Source organism: Pseudomonas sp. TMW22090, from assembly GCF_022496665.1.
GTDB lineage: Bacteria > Pseudomonadota > Gammaproteobacteria > Pseudomonadales > Pseudomonadaceae > Aquipseudomonas > Aquipseudomonas gregormendelii.
Window position 1 is genome coordinate 164,741 of the sequence record NZ_SCFH01000002.1, and the last position, 16,085, is coordinate 180,825.

At 60.3% G+C, this 16,085-nt stretch carries 17 protein-coding genes; 3 read left to right on the forward strand and 14 right to left on the reverse strand.

What is annotated here, in order from left to right; all coding sequences use genetic code 11:
* Window positions 1–127 precede the first annotated feature (127 nt).
* Entirely contained in the window at window positions 128–1,387 is a 1,260-nt protein-coding gene (locus EQV97_RS06820; protein ID WP_122837764.1) for an OprD family porin, read from the forward strand.
* A 135-nt stretch (window positions 1,388–1,522) separates the two neighbouring features.
* On the opposite strand, the gene pcaC is transcribed toward EQV97_RS06820, so the two are convergent.
* The 11 genes from pcaC to pcaR all read right to left on the reverse strand — a co-directional run bounded on the left by pcaC (window position 1,523) and on the right by pcaR (window position 12,293).
* On the reverse strand, window positions 1,523–1,915 hold the full coding sequence (gene pcaC, locus EQV97_RS06825) for a 4-carboxymuconolactone decarboxylase (protein ID WP_045061037.1): 393 nt from the start codon (window positions 1,913–1,915) through the stop codon (window positions 1,523–1,525).
* A gap of 10 nt (window positions 1,916–1,925) precedes the next feature.
* Window positions 1,926–2,717: a 3-oxoadipate enol-lactonase gene (pcaD, locus tag EQV97_RS06830; protein WP_225570123.1), complete on the reverse strand. Its 792-nt coding sequence runs from the start codon at window positions 2,715–2,717 to the stop codon at window positions 1,926–1,928.
* A gap of 11 nt (window positions 2,718–2,728) precedes the next feature.
* Window positions 2,729–4,093, reverse strand: coding sequence for a 3-carboxy-cis,cis-muconate cycloisomerase (locus EQV97_RS06835; RefSeq protein WP_201149574.1), 1,365 nt, complete (start codon window positions 4,091–4,093; stop codon window positions 2,729–2,731).
* Between the two features lie 45 nt (window positions 4,094–4,138).
* Window positions 4,139–5,443, reverse strand: coding sequence for an MFS family transporter (locus EQV97_RS06840; protein ID WP_122837761.1), 1,305 nt, complete (start codon window positions 5,441–5,443; stop codon window positions 4,139–4,141).
* A 124-nt stretch (window positions 5,444–5,567) separates the two neighbouring features.
* Window positions 5,568–6,134: a protocatechuate 3,4-dioxygenase subunit alpha gene (pcaG, locus tag EQV97_RS06845; protein ID WP_122837760.1), complete on the reverse strand. Its 567-nt coding sequence runs from the start codon at window positions 6,132–6,134 to the stop codon at window positions 5,568–5,570.
* A 1-nt stretch (window position 6,135) separates the two neighbouring features.
* Complete coding sequence (gene pcaH, locus EQV97_RS06850) at window positions 6,136–6,840, reverse strand: protocatechuate 3,4-dioxygenase subunit beta (RefSeq protein WP_045061042.1); 705 nt, start codon at window positions 6,838–6,840, stop codon at window positions 6,136–6,138.
* A 20-nt stretch (window positions 6,841–6,860) separates the two neighbouring features.
* Entirely contained in the window at window positions 6,861–8,069 is a 1,209-nt protein-coding gene (gene pcaF / locus EQV97_RS06855) for a 3-oxoadipyl-CoA thiolase (RefSeq protein ID WP_225570196.1), read from the reverse strand.
* Entirely contained in the window at window positions 8,066–8,845 is a 780-nt protein-coding gene (locus EQV97_RS06860) for a CoA-transferase subunit beta (protein WP_240888728.1), read from the reverse strand. The genes pcaF and EQV97_RS06860 overlap by 4 nt, the downstream gene beginning before the upstream one ends.
* Window positions 8,845–9,702 (reverse strand): CoA transferase subunit A, encoded by an 858-nt coding sequence (locus tag EQV97_RS06865; RefSeq protein WP_045061045.1) that lies wholly within the window; start codon window positions 9,700–9,702, stop codon window positions 8,845–8,847. The genes EQV97_RS06860 and EQV97_RS06865 overlap by 1 nt, the downstream gene beginning before the upstream one ends.
* Before the next feature lie 260 nt (window positions 9,703–9,962).
* Window positions 9,963–11,309 carry an MFS transporter gene (locus EQV97_RS06870; RefSeq protein ID WP_122837756.1) on the reverse strand — a complete coding sequence of 449 codons (1,347 nt, stop codon included), beginning with the start codon at window positions 11,307–11,309 and terminating at the stop codon, window positions 9,963–9,965.
* 141 nt (window positions 11,310–11,450) lie between these two features.
* Complete coding sequence (pcaR, locus tag EQV97_RS06875) at window positions 11,451–12,293, reverse strand: pca regulon transcriptional regulator PcaR (protein ID WP_122837755.1); 843 nt, start codon at window positions 12,291–12,293, stop codon at window positions 11,451–11,453.
* A gap of 654 nt (window positions 12,294–12,947) precedes the next feature.
* Between pcaR and EQV97_RS06880 the strand changes: the two genes are divergently transcribed.
* Both EQV97_RS06880 and EQV97_RS06885 read left to right on the forward strand, forming a co-directional pair.
* The gene (locus tag EQV97_RS06880; protein WP_007903846.1) at window positions 12,948–13,148 is read left to right on the forward strand and encodes a hypothetical protein; all 201 of its coding nucleotides are present in this window, start codon (window positions 12,948–12,950) and stop codon (window positions 13,146–13,148) included.
* Between the two features lie 364 nt (window positions 13,149–13,512).
* Window positions 13,513–14,988, forward strand: a complete 1,476-nt coding sequence (locus EQV97_RS06885; RefSeq protein ID WP_122837754.1) for an inorganic phosphate transporter — start codon at window positions 13,513–13,515, stop codon at window positions 14,986–14,988.
* Between the two features lie 160 nt (window positions 14,989–15,148).
* Here the strand turns inward: EQV97_RS06885 and ccoM are convergent, their stop codons facing one another.
* The 3 genes from ccoM to EQV97_RS06895 all read right to left on the reverse strand — a co-directional run bounded on the left by ccoM (window position 15,149) and on the right by EQV97_RS06895 (window position 16,006).
* Complete coding sequence (ccoM, locus tag EQV97_RS28870; protein ID WP_007906619.1) at window positions 15,149–15,265, reverse strand: cytochrome c oxidase subunit CcoM; 117 nt, start codon at window positions 15,263–15,265, stop codon at window positions 15,149–15,151.
* Between the two features lie 143 nt (window positions 15,266–15,408).
* A complete protein-coding gene (locus tag EQV97_RS06890) occupies window positions 15,409–15,570 on the reverse strand; it encodes a hypothetical protein (protein ID WP_007959203.1) in 162 nt (53 codons plus the stop codon).
* A gap of 94 nt (window positions 15,571–15,664) precedes the next feature.
* Window positions 15,665–16,006, reverse strand: coding sequence for an aspartate-semialdehyde dehydrogenase (locus EQV97_RS06895; RefSeq protein WP_122837753.1), 342 nt, complete (start codon window positions 16,004–16,006; stop codon window positions 15,665–15,667).
* Between the last annotated feature and the right edge of the window lie 79 nt (window positions 16,007–16,085).

Sequence of the window (16,085 nt, forward strand, 5' to 3'; positions counted from 1 at the left end):
CATGTCCCAGCGCCCTGCCCTGTCCGGCTGAAACCGTTTCTCTACCTCCCCGATACGCATCTTCAACTGCAGCCTCAGGTTGCGGCATTCCCCGTTGCATCCCCAATAAATAGAGAGACCCCTACCCATGACGCCTTCCACTGCGCACTACTTATATCCCAGCCTGATCGCCGTTGCCCTGGCCGCCGCAGCTGGCACCGCGTCCGCCGAGGAGTCGGGTTTCGTCGAAGGCGCCAAGGTCAACCTGAACCTGCGCAATTTCTACATCAACCGTAATTTTACCAACCCGACCAAGACCCAGGGCAAGGCTGAAGAGTGGACGCAGAGCTTTATCCTGGATGCGAAATCCGGGTTCACCCAAGGCACCGTCGGGTTTGGCATGGATGTGCTGGGGCTGTACTCGGTGAAGCTCGATGGCGGCAAGGGCACCGGCGGGACTCAGCTGCTACCCCTGGATCAAGACGGCCGCCCCGCCGATAACTTCGGTCGCACCAACGTGGCGTTCAAGGCGAAGCTGTCGCAAACCGAAGTCAAAGTCGGCGAATGGATGCCCGTGCTGCCGGTCCTGCGTTCGGACGACGGCCGATCCCTGCCGCAAACCTTCAGGGGCGGCCAGATCACTTCCAGGGAGTTGGCTGGGCTGACGCTGTACGGTGGGCAGTTCCGCGCCAATAGTCCGCGCGACGACAGCAGCATGATCGACATGTCGATGACCGGGAAGCCGTCTTTCACCTCGGACAGATTCAACTTCCAGGGCGGCGAATATGTGTTCAACGATAAACGCACCCAGCTTGCGCTGTGGAACGCCGAGTTGAAGGACATCTACAGCCAGCAGTTCGTCAATGTGATCCACAGCCAGCCCCTGGGCGACTGGACACTGGGCGCCAACCTCGGCTTTTTCTACGGCAATGACGACGGTAGCGCTCGCGCTGGCGAGCTGGACAACAAGACCTGGTCCGGCTTGTTCTCGGCGAAGTATGGCGGCCATACTTTCTACCTGGGCCTGCAGAAACTCACCGGCGATAGCGCCTGGATGCGGGTCAACGGTACCAGCGGCGGTACGCTGGCCAACGACAGTTATAACTCGAGTTACGACAATGCCCGGGAGAAATCCTGGCAACTGCGCCACGACTACAACTTCGTCGCCGTCGGTATGCCCGGGTTAACCTTGATGAACCGCTACATCAGCGGCAGCAACGTCCACACCGGCACGATCACTGATGGCAAGGAATGGGGTCGCGAAAGCGAACTGGGCTACACCGTGCAGAGCGGTGCGCTGAAGGACTTGAACGTCAGATGGCGCAATTCGACCATGCGCCGGGACTACAGCAATAACGAGTTCGATGAGAACCGGCTGATCGTCAGCTACCCGATCAGCCTGTTGTAAGCCTTACCAGCGTCATCGCGGGCAAGCCCGCTCCCACAGGTTTATGTCTTGCGTATGTTTGGGGAATGGCACAAAACCTTGTGGGAGCGGGCTTGCCCGCGATGGCGTCAGTTCAGGCAACAAAAATCACAAAAATCACTCCCGGGACTCAACGCCCAACTCATCCCACACTGACTCGGCCAGGTGGAAAGTCGCATTGGCGGCCGGGATGCCGCAGTAGATCGCGCTCTGCATGATCACTTCCTTGATCTCGCCACGGCTCACCCCGTTATTGGCGGCTGCGCGCAGGTGCAATTTGAGTTCTTCATTGCGATTCATGCCGATCAGCATCGCGATGGTGATCAGGCTGCGGGTATGACGTGGCAGGCCTGGGCGGGTCCAGATGTCGCCCCAGGCATGGCGCGTAATCATTTCCTGGAACTCCGAGTTGAACTCGGTCAGGGCGTTCAGGCTGCGATCGACATGGGCGTCGCCGAGAACAGCACGGCGAACTTTCAGCCCCTCATCGTAACGTTGTTGTTCGTCCACGAAATTCCCCTTATCGAGCTGACAGGAACGCCACGACGCGCTCGCTGAACGCTGTGCCGGCCTGGACGTTTGACAGGTGGGCGGCATGGAACTCGGCGTATTCGGCACCGGCCACGTGCTCCTGGATGAAGTGACTACCCGCTGGCGGCGTGACCGCATCTCCAGAGCCTGCAATGACCAGCAGCGGCACCTTGATCGAGCCCAGTTGATCACGGAAATCGGCATCACGCACAGCTGCGCAATTGGCGGCATAACCTTCAGGCGAAGTGGCTGCGAGCATGTCGGTAATGCGGCTGGCGACAGCAGGATTGGCCGTGGCGAAGTCCGGGGTGAACCAGCGCGCAATCGACGCATCCCGCAGGGCGACCATGGCTGCTGCACCATCACGCAGGACGGTTTCAATGCGCGGGTTCCACACCGACGGATCACCGATTTTCGCTGCGGTGTTGCACACCACCAGCTTGAGCAGGCGATCACCGGCATTGATCCCCAACCACTGGCCGATCAAACCGCCCATGGACAGGCCACAAAAATGCGCGCGCTCGATGTTCAGGGCGTCGAGCAGCGCCAGGACGTCGTGCCCCAGTTGCTCAATGCTGTATGGGCCCGGCGTCACCAGGGATTTCCCGTGACCTCGGGTATCGAACCGCAGTACCCGGAAGTGCTCGGTGAACGCGGCCATCTGCGCGTCCCACATGTGCAGGTCGGTGCCCAACGAGTTGGAGAGCACCAGCACCGGCGCATCCTGCGGTCCGTCGAGTTGGTAATGCAGTTCGCCCTCGGCGAGTTGTACAAAAGCCACAGCAATCTCCTTCAGGCAGTTAATGCAGAATGTTCAGCCACCGCTCGCTCGACCCAGGTTCGGGCCTGACCGAGGTAGTGGGCAGGGTCCAACAGATGATCCAGTTCAGCGCCAGACAGCTGGGCAGTGACTTGCGGCTCTTCGCCGAGTACTGCGCGCAGGTGCCGTTGCTGGGCGACAGCACGTTTGCAGCATTGCTCCAGCACATGGTGCGCGGTATCACGTCCCACCCGCTGGGCAAGGACAATGCTCACGGCTTCGGCGAGCACCAGCCCCTGGGTCAGGTCGAGGTTGCGGGTCATGCGTTCGGCGTCCACTTCAAGGCCGGCCGCCATCAGCAGCGCCTGCTTCAGGCTGCCGGACACCAGGCAACAAATCTCTGGCAGGGTTTCCCATTCGGCATGCCACAAGCCCAGGCTGCGCTCGTGCTCTTGCGGCATTGCACTGAACAGGGTCGAGATCAGGCCGGGCACCCGCGTCGCCGCACCGATGAGCACTGCGGCGCCCACCGGATTGCGCTTGTGCGGCATGGTCGAGGAGCCGCCTTTACCGGGTGCCGAGGGCTCGAAAACCTCCCCGGCTTCAGTCTGCATCAGCAGACTGACATCGCGCCCCAACTTGCCCAGGCTGCCGGCGATCAACCCCAGCACGGAACCGAACTCCACCAGGCGATCTCGCTGGGTGTGCCAGGGTTGATCCGGCAAGCCCAGTTGCAGTTCCTTGGCCAGCGCCTGGGCAATCGGCAACGCTTGGTCGCCGAGAGCAGCCAGGGTTCCGGAGGCGCCACCAAATTGCAGCACCAGCAGGCGCGGCTTGAGTTCTTGCAGGCGTTGACGGCTGCGGGTCACCGCCCCCAGCCAACCGGCGATTTTCATGCCCAGAGTGACGGGCGTGGCGTGTTGCAGCCAGGTCCGGCCAGCCAACGGCGTGGCAACATAGCGTTCGGCCTGAGTCGAGAGGGTCGCGCCCAGCTGTGCCAGGTCGCTTTCGATCAGCTCCAGCGCCCGACGCAGTTGCAGCACCAGGCCGGTGTCCATCACGTCCTGGCTGGTTGCGCCAAGATGCACATAACGTTCGGCGTCGGCATCGGTCGCCGCGATCTGTTTGCCCAGGGCTTTAACCAGCGGGATCGCCGAGTTACCCGCCGTGGCGATGGCCTCGCCGAGCGCTGCAAAGTCGTAGAGTCCGGCCCGGCAAGCCGCCTGGATCGGCGCCACAGCGGTCTGCGGGATCAAGCCGACTGTTGCCTCGGCCCGAGCCAGCGCCGCCTCGAAGTCGAGCATTGCCTGGACGCGCCCCTGATCGCAGAACACGTCGCGCATATCGCGGGCAGTGAAATAGGCATCGAACAACTGATTGCCCGGTCGCTCGTTCATAAACTTTCCCTGCAAGCGTGGGCCGTTCAGGCCCACGGGTAAATATCAAAGGTCGTGGTGCAGGTATTTCGCCTGTTTCGGCAGGCGCAGGCTGAACAGGAACGCCACCGCCATCATCACCGTCACGTACCAGTAAAAAGAGTTTTCCATGCCCACGGCCTTGAGGCTCAACGCCACATACTCGGCCGAACCACCGAAAATTGCATTCGCCACCGCATACGCCAGGCCCACGCCTAATGCGCGTACTTCCGGCGGGAACATCTCGGCTTTAACCAAGCCACTGATGGAGGTGTAGAAACTCACGATCGCCAGTGCCACGGTAATCAACACAAACGCCAGGAAAGGACTGCTGACACTTTTCAGGCTGAGCAGGATCGGCACGGTGCACAGGGTCCCGAGGGCGCCGAACCAGAGCATCGAGTTGCGCCGGCCGATCTTGTCCGCGAGCATGCCGAACAGCGGCTGCATGCACATGTACAGGAACAGCGCGCCGGTCATGATGTAGCTGGCCGTCTTGGCATGCATGCCGGCGGTATTCACCAGGTATTTCTGCATGTACGTGGTAAACGTGTAGAAAATCAGCGAACCACCGGCGGTGTAGCCCAGCACAGTGATAAACGCAGCTTTATGATCACGGAACAGCGCACGAATACTGCCGGCGTCCTTGTTCTCGCGCATTTCCTTGCTGGTGGTTTCCTTCAACGAACGGCGCAGGAAAAGCGAAATCAGCGCCGCCACCGCACCCACCACGAACGGGATCCGCCAGCCGTAGGCACGCAGGTCATCCTCGGTGAGAAATTGCTGCAGCACCACGACCAGCGACACCGCGAGCAACTGGCCGCCAATCAGCGTCACGTACTGGAACGAGGCGAAGAATCCGCGCTGGCCCTTGAGAGCGACTTCACTCATGTAGGTAGCGGTGGTGCCGTATTCGCCGCCAACCGACAGGCCCTGCAGCAAACGGGCGAACAGCAGCATGATCGGCGCCCAGACGCCAATGTCCTTGTAGGTCGGCAGGCAGGCAATGAGCAAGGAGCCGAAGCACATCATCAGAATCGATATCAGCATCGAATTCTTGCGCCCGTGCTTGTCCGCGACGCGACCGAAGATCCAGCCGCCGATGGGCCGCATCAGGAACCCGGCAGCGAACACGCCCGCGGTGTTGACCAGTTGCACGGTCGGGTTGTCGGACGGGAAGAACGCCGGGGCGAAGTAGATGGCGCAGAAGGCGTAGACGTAGAAGTCGAACCATTCAACGAGGTTGCCCGACGAGGCGCCAACAATTGCGAAGATTCGTTTTTTACGCTCTTCGCCGGTGTAGTGCGCTGGAGTAGCGGTGGGGGTTGTCATTGTTTTTCACTCTTTGGGGACAGTGACAGTCTAGACATACTTTGCAACAGTCCCGTTCCGCAGATGCATCAGGCAAGGCAATCCCGTGTGGGCAACCCGCACGGGATTAGCATTTGCGGGGTGCTCAATAATCGAAGAACACCGTCTCCGCTTCAGTGCCCTGCAAAATTACATTCCACTGGTACACGCCCGCCGCGTCCTGCTTCGCCAGCAAGGTGCTGCGGCGCTCCGCAGGTACACACTCCAGCAGCGAATCATCAACGTTCGCCGGCTCGCCATCGAAGTAAATCCGTGTCAGCAGATGCTTCACCAGCCCGCGGGCGAACACCAGCACCACCAGATGCGGCGCCTGGGTCGTGCCTTTCAGACCTTGCACGGTACCTGGCTTGATCGTGGTAAAGCGGAAGCGCCCCTGGGCATCCACCGGTACCCGGCCAAAGCCTTCGAAGTTCGGGTCCAGCGCCTTGGCCTGGTCATCTTCCGGGTGATCGTATTTGCCAGCGGCATTGGCCTGCCAGATTTCCAGCATGGCGTCGTTGACGAAGTCTCCGTTGCCGTCCACCACCTGCCCGCTGATCGCGACGCGCTGGCCCAAGGTCTGTTCGACGGTCAGGTCTTCGCGGTTCAGCCAGGTCAGGCCGATGTGGTAATAGGGTCCGACGGTGTGGGATGTGGTCGCGTTGAGCGTCATCTTATTTCTCCATCGGCGTGGCTTCGCGGCCGCGCAAAACGATGTCCCAGCGGTAACCGAGGGCATAGGAAGGGATGGTTTTCTCCAGATCGAAACTGGCGATCAAGCGCTCTTTGGCGCTGGTATCCGGTACGCAGTTGTAGATCGGGTCATACGCCAGCAGCGGGTCGCCCGGGAAGTACATCTGGGTGACCAGACGCGTCAGGATGCTTGGCCCGAACAGCGAGAAATGGATATGCGCAGGGCGCCAGGCATTGTGGTGATTGCCCCACGGATAAGCACCCGGCTTGATGGTCTGGAACTGGTACCAGCCTTCAGCATCGGTCACGGTGCGACCGGTGCCGGTGAAGTTCGGGTCCAGCGGCGCGTCGTGCAGGTCACGCGCATGGTTATAGCGCCCGGCGGCGTTGGCCTGCCAGATTTCCACCAGGATACCCGGCACCGGCAGGCCGTCTTCGTCCAGCACGCGACCATGGACAATGATGCGCTCACCCTGGGGTTCGCCCGAATGTTGCGCGGTCAGGTCGTTGTCCTGGGCTTGGATACGCTCGGCACCGATGGTCGGACCGGTGATTTCCGACAACGAGTGCGGCAAAAACACCAACGGCTGCGACGGCGCGCGCAGGTTGGTGGATTGATAGGCCGGGTGCAGGTAGGCCGGTTGAGTGCCCTCCTGCGGGCGGCGGTAACCAGGCTTGTCAGTCATTACGCTTTCCTCTGTTCTTGTTAGCTGACGCGTTCAATCGCCAGGGCCAGGCCTTGGCCGACGCCGACACACATGGTCGCCAGGCCCTTGCTGCCGCCGGTTTTTTCCAGTTGATGCAAGGCCGTGAGTACCAGGCGCGCACCGCTCATGCCTAACGGATGGCCCAGGGCAATGGCGCCGCCGTTCGGGTTGACCTGAGGTGCGTCGTCCGCCAACCCCAGCTCGCGCAGGACGGCGAGGCCCTGGCTGGCAAATGCTTCGTTGAGTTCGATCACGTCGAAGTCGCTGACGGCCAGGCCCAGGCGTTCGGTCAATTTGCGCACCGCCGGCACCGGGCCGATGCCCATGACCCGAGGTGCAACACCGGCACTCGACATCCCCAGCACTTTCGCACGAGCCGTCAGGCCGTGTTTCCTTACAGCGTCGGCCGATGCCAGGATCAATGCCGCTGCGCCGTCGTTTACGCCTGAAGCGTTGCCGGCAGTAACCGTTTTGTCCGCACCGTTAACCGGTTTGAGCCTGGCCAGGGTTTCCAGGGTGGTGTCGCCGCGAGGATGCTCGTCCTGGCTGACCACTGTTTCACCCTTTTTGTGGGCAATGCGCACTTCAATGATTTCTTCTGCGAAATAGCCGGCTGCCTGGGCAGCGGCGGTCCGTTGCTGGCTGCGCAGGGCGAACGCGTCCTGATCTTCGCGCGAGACTTCATAATCGTCGGCGACGTTGTCAGCAGTTTGCGGCATTGCATCCACACCGTACTGGGCTTTCATCAACGGGTTGATGAAACGCCAGCCGATAGTGGTGTCTTCCAGCTTCATGCTGCGAGAAAACGCGGCATCGGCCTTGCCCATCACGAACGGTGCCCGGGACATCGACTCCACCCCGCCGGCGATGGCCAGTTCCATTTCACCACTGGCAATCGCCCGAAACGCGGTGCCGATGGCGTCCATACCCGAAGCGCAGAGGCGGTTGAGCGTAACGCCCGGAATGGACTCCGGCAGCCCGGCCAACAGCAAGGCCATGCGTGCGACGTTGCGGTTGTCTTCGCCGGCCTGGTTGGCACAGCCGAGGAATACCTCGTCCACTGCGCTCCAGTCGACTGATGGATTGCGCGCCATCAACGCCTTGATCGGCACGGCGGCCAAGTCATCAGCGCGGACCGCCGACAGTCCGCCACCGAAGCGGCCGATAGGGGTACGAATCGCGTCGCAGATATAAACGTCACGCATCAGGCTTCTCCGGGGGCTTGGCCGTGGGCCGCTGCGGTGCGGGCTTCGAGATCCCTGAGCGCCTTGAGTTCGACTTCAGTAGGCTCGGCGGTGTGCTCGACGGTTTCGGCGAAACGAATGGCCCAGCCGGTGGCCGCTACCACTTGTCCGCGGGTCACGCCTGGGTGCAATGCGGTCACCACGAATTCGTGAGTGCCCTCTTCAGGTTCCATGATGCACAGGTCGGTAATGATTCCTACAGGACCGGCACCCGGCAGGCCCAGGCGTTTACGCGAATCGCCGCCCTCGCCATGACCCACCGAGGTGATGAAGTCCAGCTTGTCGACGAACGAGCGTGACGACTGTTTGAGGATAATCAGTACGCTCTTGGCCGAGCCGGCAATTTCCGGAGCACCGCCGGCACCCGGCAGACGGACCTTTGGTGAATGGTAGTCGCCGACCACGGTGGTATTGATGTTGCCGAAGCGATCGACTTGCGCGGCGCCGAGGAAGCCGACGTCGATGCGCCCGCCCTGCAGCCAGTAGCGAAAGATCTCACCGGTGGGGACGACAGTGTCAGCAGTTTCCGCCAGCTCACCGTCACCAATGGACAGCGGCAGCACACTAGGCTTGGCACCGATCGGGCCGGATTCGTAGATCAGCACGACATCAGGCGACGATGTCAGGCGTGCCAGGTTGGCGGCTTTGGAAGGCAGGCCGATGCCGACGAAACACACCGATCCGTTTTTCAGGCGGCGGGCGGCAGCGACGGTCATCATTTCATTGGTGGTGTAAGTCATTACTTGGCCTCCGAAGCAGCGGCCAGCTTGGCCTGGAACTCGCTGAAGTCAGCGCTACCGTGGATGTATTCGTTGATCCATGCGGTGAAAGTCTCACGGTCACGGGCGATCGGATCCCAGGCCTGGTAAAAGCGGTTGTCCCGCTCGTTGTACCCATGGGCGTAGGACGGATGCGCACCGCCAGGTACGTGGCAGACCGCGCTGAGCGCCCAGGTGGGCAGCACGCAGGAGTTCATCGGCGCGTTCAGGTCGTCGACGATTTCTTCAACGGTGACGATGCAACGCTTGGCTGCCAGCGCGGCTTCTTTCTGCACCCCAAGAATACCCCAGAGCAATACGTTGCCCTTGCGATCGGCTTTCTGTGCATGGATCACGGTGATGTCCGGGCGTACCGAAGGCACCGCGGCCAATACTTCGCCAGTGAAGGGGCAAGTGACCGTCTTGATCAGCGGATTGACCTTGGGCAAGTCGGAGCCGGCGTAGGCGCGCAGCACTGCGAAAGGCAGCCCGGAGGCGCCGGCAACGTAGGCGTTGGCCAGGTCGGCATGGCTGTGTTCTTCGATTTCCAGCGGGTGTGGCCACTGCTTCTCGACCGCGTCACGCAAACGGTGCAGCGAGCCAACACCAGGGTTGCCGCCCCAGGAGAAAATCAGCTTGCGCGCGCATCCGGCTCCGATCAACTGGTCGTAGATCAGGTCAGGTGTCATCCGTACCAGCGTCAGGTCTTTCTTGCCCTGGCGAATGATTTCGTGACCCGCGGCCGTAGGGATCAGGTGAGTGAAGCCTTCGAGCGCGACGGTATCGCCGTCGTTTACGAATTGCTTCACTGCTTCGTGCAGCGAAAGGATTTCAGCCATGGGGCAGGCTCCCGTTTTGTAATGAACCGACAGTGGATGAAAAGGGCGCGATGCGCAGCGCCGGAGTCACTGAAGAGTAAGCCTGCGCAATGGGCCAAACAATCCGATAATCGACTGAGTGTTCGTTTATCGAACAGATTGTTGTTCGGCTATCGTTTGCGCGACCCGCGAAAAATCGCCGCCTGCTGCAGCTCCTGCCGGACTTCGCGCACACGTAGAAGCTGCCGCAGGCGGCGATCTTTAGCGGGCCGCAACCCGGTTCAGGTCGCATCCGCATGACTGACCATGCCCTTGATCACCACCGCCGCCGTCGCCAATGCCGCCGGTATCACCAGCGCCGTCAGCACCTGCTCGAAGTTCCAGCCCAGGCCCAGCAACGTCGCACCCATCCATGCGCCGAGAATCGCGCCGAAGCGGCCAATACCCAGCATCCACGAGACGCCGGTCGCCCGCCCCTGGGTCGGGTAAAACCGCGCCGCCAGCGACGGCATGGCCGACTGCGCACCGTTAACGCACATCCCGGCCACCAGCACCAACGTCGCCAACAGTGTGATGTTGCCCAGGCTCTGTCCCACCGCGTAGGCAAACACCCCGGCCAGCAGGTAGAAAGTGCCAATGACCTTGTGCGGATTGAAGCGATCCATCGCCCAGCCCACTCCGACGGCGCTCAATACCCCGCCGAACTGAAACAACGCGCCGATGAAGGCGGCCTGTTCCATGCTGGCGCCGCTATCGCGCATCAAGGTCGGTAACCAGCTGGTCAGCAGGTAGACAATCACCAGCCCCATGAAATAGGTGAGCCACAACAGCAACGTGCCGGTGCTGTAGGTGCCGTTGAAGATCACCGCAAACACGTTGCGGGCTTTGACGGTTTTCTGTTCCGGCACACTGAAGCTTGCAGCCTGGGCGACAACGACCGGATCGATGGGCGCCAGGGTCTTGCGCACTTTATCGGTGCCGCGATTGCGTACCACCAGGTAACGCGCCGATTCCGGTAACCAGAACAACAAGACAACGGCGAGGATCAGCGGCAGGACCCCGCCAATCAACAACAGGCTGTGCCAGCCGAACATGGGGATCAGCTTGGCCGAGATGAACCCGCCGCCCGCCATGCCCAGGTTAAAACCGCAGAACATGCTGGTCACCAGCAAGGATTTTTTGCGCTCCGGGGTGTACTCCGACAGCAGTGTGGTCGCGTTCGGCATCCCGGCACCCAGGCCCAGGCCCGTGAGAAACCGCAATACCAGCAGTTGGTCGACGTTGGTGCTGTAGGCCGACGCGAGGCTGAATGCGCCGAACAGCACCACCGCACCGACCAGCACTACTTTGCGTCCGAAGCGGTCAGCCAACGGGCCGGAGCCCAATGCGCCAAACACCATGCCGATCAGCGCGGCACTCATTACCGGGCCGAGGCTGGCCCGATCGATCCCCCAGTCCTGGGACAGGGCCGGCGCGATGAAACCCATGGCCGCCGTGTCAAGGCCATCGAGGAAGACAATCAGGAAACACAGGATCACCACTCGCCACTGGTAGCGCGAAATGGGTTGGGCATTGATGAAGGACTGCACGTCGAGGCAGTTACCTACAACAGACTGGGGCTGGTTCATTATTTTTATTCCACGCAAGAACGCAGTCGAACAGGTGCCAGCCTTGTGCTGGCGCTGCGGCGACATTAATGATCCCGGGGAAACAGCGTCAATTCGATAAACGCGAGTCTGTGCGTTTATCGAACACTTCGCAGCTGTGGGCTAGGCAAAGAGCTGACTGCTGAGGTCGCGGCTGGCACTGAGCAGGCCAGGCAGGAATCGCTGTTCGAGTTCGTTGCGACTGACCCGTCCAGCGTGGGTGCTGACGTTTAATGCCGCCACCACCTGCCCGGAGGCGTCATACACGGGAACGGCGATCGAGCGCAGGCCTTGTTCGAGTTCCTGGTCGACGATGCACCAGCCCTGTTGCCGTACCTCTTGCAAACATTCGAGCAAGGCTTCGGGGGTGTGCAGGGTACGGCTGGTCTTGGCCTGTAACTCGGCGTGATCGAGGTACTCGCGCAGCGAAGTGTCGTCCAGTGCGGCCAACAGGATTCTGCCCATCGAAGTGCAATAGGCGGGAAGCCGCCCGCCCACCGAGAGGTCGACCGAGATCAGCCGCTGGGTGGTCGCCGAGCGCGCGATGTACAAAATGTCATCGCCCTCCAGCGTGGCCATGTTGCAGGCCTCGTGCAGTTGCTCGCTCATGCGGTCCAGATATGGCTGGGCGGAGACCGCCAGCGGCGTGGATGACAGGTAGGCATGGCCGAGCGTCAGGACTTTGGGCAGCAGTGAATAGGTGCGCCCGTCCGTGGTGGCGTAGCCGAGCTTGATCAGCGTGTGCAGGCAACGTCGCACTGCAGCGCGAGGTATTTCCGTGCGGTGGCTGATTTGGGCAATGGTCAGGTGGCGCTTGCGCTCCTGGAAGGCCTGCACAACCGCCAGGCCGCGGGCCAGCGACGTCATGAAATCCGGGTCACCGGTCAGCGCCTGGATGCGTTTGGCGGGAGACGCGACTATGGGCGGCGCCACTGAAGCGAAGGAGTTGCGCATTTGGTCGTTCATATCAGGTCCTTTTCCCACACGATTCGGGAGCCATTACAAGCGGCTCCGGTACGGTGCACAAGAGACACCGGTCAACATCGGGCGATTATCGAACCATCAACCGATTATCGCAAACCCACTGCCGGTCACTCATCTGACGAGCCCCGGGAGTTTTCCTGGAACGGAACTCTCGTACAACTAAGGCTGGGCAATTGCCTGCGAACTTGCCGGCCACAATGGCGTCAGAAAGACAGCGTCACAAAATACATACCCTGAACGGCCTAGTTCAGGGTAAAACTTATGTGGTATTACACAAACTTTGCGCAATATCTTGTTTTAACGGTTTAGAGATAGTGTTCTCCGAAACGGCCGCTATAATACAATTCAATGGCGACTCGGCTACTCACCTGCCGAGTCCACCATTGGGTGGCGCAATGTTCCATTGTCGCCCCCAGCAGCAAGCGCCTGCCGCTGATCACTGGATTCAACGCCAATGCGCTCGCTGAAACTGGAGACTGATGCTACGTCAGCTGTTTATCTCTGGTGCCGTGGCCGCCTGTAACCCGTATTGAATGCTCTCGCCAACGAAAACCTTCCGGGTTGACGCCGACTGCACTCGATACCGCTGTGCAGTGCGTTTCACCAGAATCAATCTCAACTCATACAGGTAGCACTGTGACGAAAGACGAACTGCGCGCGGAACTTGAGCGCCAGGAACAACGTTACAAGGAAGTTTACGGCGGGGAAGTCACCACCTACGCCGCACAGCCCGAACCGGAACGTAAACCCTGGCGTAAACGCGCCACCGTTCAGGATCAGGCGTTCAGCCAGGAACTGCAAAAGATGGAAAAGGAACTCAAAGCCGAAGAGCCATGAATCGCCGGGCTTTGATCTTTCCAGGGGTCTGGATGCGGGCCTGCTAAAAGCGGCTTGAGTCGATGATGCCTTCGCGCCCGCTACGAGCGGGCAGCGGCTACCTTGTCCACCGGATGAGGTGACAGGTTCATTTCTGACCCTTATTTCAGAAATTTCCTACGGGTGTTCATATTTTTCCAGTTGCTCGGAGAAACCCTGTGTGTGCAGCCTTTACCTTAAGATTCAACGACCTGCAAAACCCGCCGAGGCACCCCTAAGCGCAAACTAAATCGTTGAAGAATGTTACCGATGAGCAGCTAGTGCATCGATTTCCATCCTTTTCTGGCATAATCGCGCCCCCTTACGACCGGGTCAGAAAACCTTCATGATCGATTTATTCAGCGAACTGGATGCTTGGGTGCTCGTGAGCCTCTTGCTCGCCCTGGCCTTTGTCCTCGCCTTCGAGTTCATCAACGGCTTTCATGACACCGCTAACGCGGTGGCCACCGTTATTTACACCAAAGCCATGCCGCCCCATCTGGCGGTGTTCTTTTCCGGTGTGTTCAACTTTCTCGGCGTGCTGCTGGGCGGTGTCGGCGTCGCGTATGCCATCGTCCATCTGCTGCCGGTAGAACTGCTGATCAATGTGAACACCGGTCACGGGCTGGCCATGGTGTTCTCGCTGCTTGCCGCAGCCATCACCTGGAACCTGGGCACCTGGTACTTCGGCATCCCGGCCTCCAGCTCCCACACGTTGATCGGTTCGATCCTCGGTGTCGGCCTGGCCAACGCCCTTATCAACGACATTCCGCTGGCAGACGGTGTGAACTGGCAGAAAGCGATCGACATCGCCGCCTCCCTCGTCTTCTCGCCAATGGCCGGTTTCCTGATCGCCGCACTGATTCTGATCGGCCTGAAATGGTGGCGCCCGCTGTCGAAAATGCACAAGACGCCGGAACAGCGCCGCAAGATCGACGACAAAAAACACCCGCCTTTCTGGAACCGCCTGGTCCTGGTTATTTCGGCCATGGCCGTAAGCTTCGTGCACGGTTCCAACGACGGCCAGAAAGGTATCGGCCTGATCATGCTGGTGCTGATCGGTATCGTCCCGGCGCAATTCGTACTCGACCTGGGCAGCACCACTTACCAGATCGAACGGACTCGCGACGCGACCCTGCATTTGAGCCAGTTCTACAAGCGCAATGCCGATACCCTGGGCGAGTTCCTGGCCCTGGGCAAGAGCGTGGAAGGCGATCTGCCGGAGAAATTCCGGTGCAACCCGCAACAGACCGAACCGACCATCACCGCCCTGCTCGGCACTTTGAAAGGTGTTTCCGACTACCACTCGCTGCCGTCGGACAGTCGCATCGAAGTACGTCGCTACCTGCTCTGCCTGGATGACACGGCGAAGAAAGTCAGCAAATTGCCTGGCCTGGCCGCCCGTGAAAAGGCCGACCTGGACAAGCTGCGCAAGGACTTGACCACCACCACCGAATACGCCCCGTTCTGGGTCATCCTGGCGGTCGCCCTGGCGCTGGGCCTGGGCACCATGGTTGGCTGGAAGCGCGTGGTACTGACCATCGGCGAGAAAATCGGCAAGCAGGGCATGACCTATTCCCAGGGCATGTCGGCGCAGATCACCACCGCGAGCCTGATCGGCATGGCAAACATCTTTAGCCTGCCGGTTTCCACCACTCACGTACTGTCCTCGGGCGTGGCCGGTACCATGGTCGCGAACAAGAGTGGCCTGCAAGGCGGCACCGTGAAAACCATCCTGCTGGCCTGGGTGTTGACCCTGCCGGCAACGGTAGGCTTGTCGGCCGGCCTGTTCTGGCTGGCGTCGAAGGCGCTGGGTAGCTGATAGTCAGCGGCACAAAAAAGGCGCGTCCCGTGAGGTTCGCGCCTTTTTTATGCCTGCAAACAACCATCAACCCTACGTAGCCCCGGCCGTTTCGCGGGCAAAAAAAAGGGCAACCGAAGTTGCCCAAAATGCCTTGCGTGCTCATTTTTTCCAGAAAGACCTACGGTTTTTTCCGTTTGTGCGAGTCTTTCCAGATGAAAAATCCAAACCCTGCAAAAAACAGAACCATGAGGCCGACTGTCAGCACTCCGGCGATCACCACGTTGTCGAAAAACATGACTGGCCTCCAGCACTTGCCCTGTTGCGATAGGGCTAAGTTAACCAATCGGGCAGGAGAGAAAATTGACCGGGATCAATGTCGCCCGAGACTGGGCGTAAAGGAGAGGCAAAACTGACCTGCATCAAACAATGCAGGGGGGCTTAACGCTTTTTCGGTTTGTTCTTCGGCTTCTTCTTGGGTTTTCCCAAAGGCATAGCCTGCTCGAATGCCTGGCGCACTTCATTCAGGCGCTTCTCGTTGAGGTCATGAACCCGCTTGGCGCGTTCAGTGTTGAGATCGATCAGTTTGTCGTCCTGGCTCATGTCTTCAATACATCGCATCGTTTAAAGGTGCTGCGCTTGCACGCATGTTCGCGCCAATAATGGAGCCTGACGACGACGCTGACCAGTACTGGCATCAGATCTCGATATCGACCCACAAACCCTGCCTCGGCTCGTCTTCGATCAACGGCGCCACTGGCACCGTGTTGTCCGCGTTCAACTCATAGCCGGGAATCGGCAAATGCTGATCAGATTGGCCATCGGCTTCTCGCCGACGCTTTTCTCGCTGCTGCTGACGGCGCTGTTCTTCGCGCAGCTGAAATGCTGCTTCCTCGGCGTCGCGCTGCTGCAGGTCGATCGTGCTGTCGCTGGAGGTCTGCTGTACCGGGGTCACGGGCGCGATGTCCGGGCGCTGGCGAACCGGGTCCTGCTGTGAAGTGATCGGCACGGCACTCAATGGGAGCATCGGTGGCAGCATGATTTTTGTTCTCCTGTCAGCAGGCTGTCGGCCGCAGGGACCGCGACTTGAGCCAGCTCACGCAAACTGTGACCCGGTT